The sequence below is a fragment of the Blautia sp. MSK20_18 genome (assembly GCF_020553125.1).
Lineage (GTDB): Bacteria > Bacillota > Clostridia > Lachnospirales > Lachnospiraceae > Blautia_A > Blautia_A fusiformis.
Genome location: NZ_JAJCGR010000072.1, coordinates 1 through 5,416, shown reverse-complemented (window position 1 = coordinate 5,416; position 5,416 = coordinate 1). Strand labels below are relative to the sequence as shown.

The following is a 5,416-nucleotide window of genomic DNA, read 5'->3' as shown; positions in this document are numbered from 1 at the left end:
TATGCGCTTTCATCTCGGATATAGAATAACCGAGGATTCCCGCTTTAAATCCTAAACTTGAAAAGTACTTAAGACGCTGTGCAAAACAGATTGCGCTGCGATATATTAAAGAAAACAAGGATGATGAGTTCGCCGAATTTATCGGCTTTAAGTTGTTGTCAAAAGCAGCAATCAAACAGCTTTTGCAGGTCGCAAATGAGGCAGATAAACCCTCAATTGTAGCATATTTGCTGACACAGACGCAGGACAAACCGAGTTCCAAATTCACGCTTTAACGAAACACTTTTTCAACATTAAACCAGCTGTCGCATAGACAGCTGGTTCTTTTTTTCTCTTTTTTTGTTCTTTTTTAAGATTTTTTTGAGTATTCGTTTTCTCTTTTTTTTGCATGCTTTTTTTCTTTCTCTGATTTTTCTGCCGCAAAAAAAAACAGCCCTGCCCAAAGCAGGGCTGCCAATTAAGCAGCAGGATTATTCTTCTTTTGCAGATTCAAGCCATGAGTAATAAGCCCAGTCGATACACTCTCCTTCTGTCTCGCCGTTTCCTTCGCAATATCTATCATATGCTTTTTCAGCAAGCTCTTCGGCAAGTTCTTCATCAGAAATTTCGCAACGCCCCATCATCTCACTTTTCATGAAATTTGTCACAAACTCTGCACTTGCTGCAGCCAGCTCTTCAGATGTTAACTCATATTCTTTTCCGTCTCGAACAATTTTCATATTATTTTTCCTTTCTGATTTTGTGATTTTTGCGGCAGCCTATGGTTTTCACTGCCGCATTATGCAAAGCACGTGTTAAATTGCCACCTGGATATTTTTAATCTGTGGATGCGCCTGGTAGTCTTCAACAATCAAATCATCAACCGTGAAGTCATAGAAATTCTTCACATCCGGATTCAGTTTCACTACCGGAGCCGGCAGTGGTTCTCGCGTCAGCAACTCCTTAATAATATCAACATGCCTGTCATAGATATGTGCATCAGCAATCATATGTACCAGCTCGCCTGGAATCATGTCACACACCTGGGCAATCATCATTACCAGCAATGCATACTGGCATACATTCCAATTGCCGGCAGCCAGGATATCGTTAGAACGTTGATTCAGAATAGCATTTAAAACCAATCGGTCAGAGTCCTTATCCTGAGTGACATTAAACGTCATACTGTAGGCACATGGATACAAGTTCATTGCGTGAAGGTCTGCAAAATTATAAATATTCGTCATAATTCTGCGACTGAACGGTGTATTTTTCAGGTCGTAGATGGCCTTATCCACCTGGTCCATGCTCCACGGCTCGCCTGGTGTTTTAACTGCATACCATCTGGCAGCATTGCCGTCATCATCAAGCGCAGCAAACATTTCAGTACCAAAACCAACCAGCTCGTATTCGCCATCCGGAAATGCGGTCCGCAGTCCTTCAAGTGTTACATCTTTACATTGGAATTTCCTCTCAAGCTGATAGCCATATGCCTCACCAATGCTGCCATCCTCATCAGCCCAGCTGTCCCAAATGTGGCTGTTTAAATCGGCAATGTTATTTGACTTTTTCTGCCAAATCCACAAAATCTCATCCATCGCGCTTTTTAATGCCGTCTTTCTCAGCGTTAGCGCCGGAAATTCCTTTCGCAGGTCATACCGGTTACATACTCCAAATTTTTTGATTGTGTATGCCGATGCGCCATCCGGCCAATGCGGTCTAACCTTTTCTCCGCGAGTATCGGTTCCATTCTCCAGAATATCCTGACACATATTTTTGAATACTAAATCTGCATAACTCATTTTTACCTCTCCTTTTCTTTGTTATTTTTTTTAGTTTTGCAAGAATAATATGATGAATTTGCAAGCAAAAAAAAATGTGCATGCAAGTTGACGATATTATTAGATTTTGTTATCATTATTCATATAGAAAGAGAACAAAGTTTTTATATATTTCCTTGGAAAGGAGAAATATTTTATGACTATAATCTCGAAAAACTGGACTTACACCATTGAAGGACATGATTTTACTTTACTAATGGCTCCATCTGAAGATATGTTAACCGTAAAGACCACAATTTCAATGGATGGGCATGGACCTATGCTCGTTTTAGGATTTACCGATGATTGTATTATTACTGAGCAACAAATTCGCATAACAGTTCACGGTAAAGATGTCGTAGAAGATGGGTTATCCTTACACAATATTGCGGTTGTAAAAAAAGCATACACAGATATGTTATTCCATCTAAAATACGACAACAAACAAGAATACAAAAAAAGATACAAAGAAGAATATGATGCTATTTTTTCTGGCAGAAAGCCGATGCAGATAATCAAAAGAGCCGTAGGACATTCATCCCAAAAATGTGCTATTGCCATTGGTATTAGTGGCGATGTTATTCTTGATTTAATGGCCGAGTCTATTAATTCACCAATAGAATACGGCGGAGTGCTATTAGCCCCAGCCTTTACAAATTACAGCCTTGAAGAAATGAAGGCCTCATTTCAGAGAAAACAAGAATATTGGCAGAGAATCCAGGAACAAATTTCTGAATATCAGAAACAAAAAGACATTGATTCACAAGATGTAACAAGCTGGGATACATCTGAACGTTATGAGCAAGGCGAAAAAGGAAATTCCAAGTATTTCAAGCATACCATGGAAATTCACGGAAGAACCTATACCTTTAACGAACGAAATGTTTTCGACGTTGGAAAAGTCATTAATCCAGACTACCCTATTAAAGAAGGCATGAAAAATGGTGGCATTCTATTAGCCAAAGATGGCACTGACTACTGGCTCTTCTTCAATGAAAAAACTGGCGAGTGGTTCACTGTACGCGAAGCCACTTCCGAAGAATCACTTGCATACAAGCTAATTGTCAAATATGGAGGCTTTGCAAAAAAACCGAATTTTTCGCATGAAATGGACGAAATAAACAAATGGAAATCCAGAATGGACCGATTTGACTAATATATATACAAAAGACAGGACGAACTTATTTTCGTCCTGTCTTTTGTATATGCGAGAGTTTTTCTGTATTATCATTTTTACATGGCTCTAATAGCCACATACCATCCATCATCCAATTTTGAATATTCTTCACCATTTTTTGTCCATTTCTTAATACTTAGCGCATCTAACGCGGCAAACAACTCATCACCTTCTAATGATTGCAAATGTTCATACTGCGATTTGAAATTTTCGAAATTTGTTAGTCCCAGCAAATAATCAATCTGACGCTATACAGCTTTGCAAATTTCATCAACGTATCTACGGCTGGATTACTCTTGCCAGCTTCCATATTGTAAACAGCCTGCTTAGTCACGCCAATTTTTTCGCTTACTTCTTTAGCTGTCATATTCTTATTTTCTCTGCCAATTTTAAGATTATTTTTCATATTTTCATATTTACTCCAATCACATCACGTTTTCATATCTTTTTTATCTACTGATTATCAGAAATTCACCACTTGGACGATTCTGAATATCAGTTACAAGAAAGCGTTGTGCTTCGACATACCGGAACGCCTGTCCTGTCATATACGGAGAATATCTGTCTTCCAGACAGAATCCGAATATTTGTTTTCCTTTTTCTGCTTCTTCCAGCAGCCATATAACCGTTGAACCAGTAGTTCCAACTTTTGCCGGATATTCGTACAAAGTTGTCATTTTAATTTTTTTTGTATATGGATTTGTTATTAATCTTCTTATTTTTTTCATTTTTTTCTTAACAGAATCTCCTGCCCTCTTGTTATACCATTCTTCACATCCTGAAAACATGGATGCTGTGGATATATTTTTCTTAATTCTTTATTTCTTTTTATTCCATCTTCTCTTGTACCTGGTGCTCCGATGTAATGATACATTTTGTCAACTATGCCAAAAATACAGCGCTGATGATTCGGCAACTGCTCTTTTTGCAGTATATATTCTGCAATATACTCTCTTGCTTCATCTTTTGTTTTATATATCTTCGTCATAGAATCCAGTTTTGCAAAATCCTCAGATTTCAGAGAAATTGACAAATCTAGTATATGGTCATTAAGTACAACAAAACTGTGATGAATCGGTAACTCATCTTCCATGAATAGCCATCCGACATATTGCTCTGCCGGGTATCCTGCTTTATTTAAAGCTACGCAAAGGGTTTCAGCATTTGTAAAGCATCTTCCGGTTTCCGATTTGATTGAATCAAAGATATCCTTAATTTTTTCATCCACAATTTCGCTTGTGTTATCGGCATTAAAACACTGAAACGAATCAGACTCAAGTGGATACATTCTGGAAGGAATACTGATTGCTTCTCCGCTTACCTTATATATTACTCTATTTGCTCTCTTGATGATTTCCATATATTTTTCCTCTTATTTCGTATATATTTTTATTATATCTTAAGATATATCTGAAATCAATATTGCTTCATATGTAATATCACCATTTAACAATCCATTGTATGCATACAGGCTGCTTAGAACACATGATTTGCCATTCCATTTAACTCCTTCGCGAACGTCTGACCTGTCATATGGAAGAAACCAAGAACCTTCAGTCCCATATTTGTCACAATCTTCTTCAGCAAGTTTTAATAGAAAGTCTTTTGTCTCATCAACAGTTCCATTATACCGAAAACACCTTTTATCTCCAGTCCATTCGTTGACAATGTTGATTTTCCAATTGTGTTTTTGCATATTTTTTTCTCCTTGTGTTTTATCCCCTCTAACGAGGGGCAGACTTTTTAATATTCTTATCTGTCAGCTCATTCTGCGATTCATCCCCTCCTGCGAGGGGCAGACGCTTAATGACTGCTGCATACGCATTCACGCATCGATTCATCCCCTCCTACGAGGGGCAGACGGATGCAATCTTGGCGGAGGTTGTACCCTCTGTTGATTCATCCCCTCCTGCGAGAGGCAGACTTTATCTCAATCACCATCGGTTTTGTCTCTCTCGATTCATCCCCTCCTGCGAGGGGCAGACACATGTCCATCTATCATGGATGTCGCATAAGTCGATTCATCCCCTCTTGCGAGAGGCAGACAACACATTACCGGGTTATCCCAGATTCTGCAACGATTCATCCCCTCTTGCGAGGGGCAGACTATGACACGCAGCCTAGTTCCCTTGTCTTCTTCTGATTCATCCCCTCCTGCGAGGGGCAGACTTAATGAAATTCAGCGAAAATACGGTGATAAACGATTCATCCCCTCCTGCGAGGGGCAGACACTCAGTGTTTATGCGGCTTTCAGCCGCCTTAAACACCTCATTGTGCAATTTGCACAAATGCCATTTTCAACTCGTTACACATCATTTCCTCTACTTATAATATGCGTGAACTACTCGGCAATTAAATTACCGAGCATCTGATGTGCGGAGCCTGGGCCCCGTAGATTCAGGGTGGGTCCATACCACCACTACTGTTTTTTACGCAGCTA

The 5,416-nt window shown here is 39.2% G+C and carries 8 protein-coding genes and 1 CRISPR repeat array; of the genes, 1 reads left to right on the top strand and 7 read right to left on the bottom strand.

Annotated elements, in window-relative coordinates; all coding sequences use genetic code 11:
- Positions 1-264: 264 nt before the first annotated feature.
- The 3 genes from LI091_RS18155 to thyA form a co-directional block, all read right to left on the bottom strand.
- Entirely contained in the window at positions 265-390 is a 126-nt protein-coding gene (locus LI091_RS18155; protein ID WP_265191439.1) for a hypothetical protein, read from the bottom strand.
- An 80-nt stretch (positions 391-470) separates the two neighbouring features.
- Positions 471-719 (bottom strand): hypothetical protein, encoded by a 249-nt coding sequence (locus tag LI091_RS18150; RefSeq protein ID WP_110102610.1) that lies wholly within the window; start codon positions 717-719, stop codon positions 471-473.
- A 75-nt stretch (positions 720-794) separates the two neighbouring features.
- The gene (gene thyA, locus LI091_RS18145; protein ID WP_173734688.1) at positions 795-1,781 is read right to left on the bottom strand and encodes a thymidylate synthase; all 987 of its coding nucleotides are present in this window, start codon (positions 1,779-1,781) and stop codon (positions 795-797) included.
- Positions 1,782-1,956: 175 nt separating this feature from the next.
- On the opposite strand from thyA, the gene LI091_RS18140 reads away from it, so the two are divergent.
- Positions 1,957-2,955: a hypothetical protein gene (locus LI091_RS18140; RefSeq protein WP_173734687.1), complete on the top strand. Its 999-nt coding sequence runs from the start codon at positions 1,957-1,959 to the stop codon at positions 2,953-2,955.
- Between the two features lie 241 nt (positions 2,956-3,196).
- Here LI091_RS18140 and LI091_RS18135 read toward each other — a convergent pair whose 3' ends face one another.
- The 4 genes from LI091_RS18135 to LI091_RS18120 are packed head-to-tail and all read right to left on the bottom strand — an operon-like array spanning position 3,197 to position 4,672.
- Positions 3,197-3,382 (bottom strand): helix-turn-helix transcriptional regulator, encoded by a 186-nt coding sequence (locus LI091_RS18135; RefSeq protein WP_173734686.1) that lies wholly within the window; start codon positions 3,380-3,382, stop codon positions 3,197-3,199.
- 43 nt (positions 3,383-3,425) lie between these two features.
- The gene (locus LI091_RS18130; RefSeq protein WP_173734685.1) at positions 3,426-3,653 is read right to left on the bottom strand and encodes a hypothetical protein; all 228 of its coding nucleotides are present in this window, start codon (positions 3,651-3,653) and stop codon (positions 3,426-3,428) included.
- Between the two features lie 47 nt (positions 3,654-3,700).
- Positions 3,701-4,336 (bottom strand): hypothetical protein, encoded by a 636-nt coding sequence (locus LI091_RS18125; RefSeq protein ID WP_173734684.1) that lies wholly within the window; start codon positions 4,334-4,336, stop codon positions 3,701-3,703.
- A gap of 39 nt (positions 4,337-4,375) precedes the next feature.
- Entirely contained in the window at positions 4,376-4,672 is a 297-nt protein-coding gene (locus LI091_RS18120; RefSeq protein ID WP_173734683.1) for a hypothetical protein, read from the bottom strand.
- 16 nt (positions 4,673-4,688) lie between these two features.
- Positions 4,689-5,206: a CRISPR direct-repeat array (repeat unit 28 nt; unit sequence GATTCATCCCCTCCTGCGAGGGGCAGAC).
- Positions 5,207-5,416 lie beyond the last annotated feature (210 nt).

Excerpts from the sequence above, each read along its gene's own strand:
- LI091_RS18135 (WP_173734686.1), bottom strand. The coding sequence starts at position 3,382 with ATGAAAAATAATCTTAAAATTGGCAGAGAAAATAAGAATATGACAGCT.
- LI091_RS18125 (WP_173734684.1), bottom strand. The coding sequence starts at position 4,336 with ATGGAAATCATCAAGAGAGCAAATAGAGTAATATATAAGGTAAGCGGA.
- LI091_RS18150 (WP_110102610.1), bottom strand. The coding sequence starts at position 719 with ATGAAAATTGTTCGAGACGGAAAAGAATATGAGTTAACATCTGAAGAG.
- LI091_RS18130 (WP_173734685.1), bottom strand. The coding sequence starts at position 3,653 with ATGACAACTTTGTACGAATATCCGGCAAAAGTTGGAACTACTGGTTCA.
- thyA (WP_173734688.1), bottom strand. The coding sequence starts at position 1,781 with ATGAGTTATGCAGATTTAGTATTCAAAAATATGTGTCAGGATATTCTG.
- LI091_RS18120 (WP_173734683.1), bottom strand. The coding sequence starts at position 4,672 with ATGCAAAAACACAATTGGAAAATCAACATTGTCAACGAATGGACTGGA.
- LI091_RS18140 (WP_173734687.1), top strand. The coding sequence starts at position 1,957 with ATGACTATAATCTCGAAAAACTGGACTTACACCATTGAAGGACATGAT.
- LI091_RS18155 (WP_265191439.1), bottom strand. The coding sequence starts at position 390 with ATGCAAAAAAAAGAGAAAACGAATACTCAAAAAAATCTTAAAAAAGAA.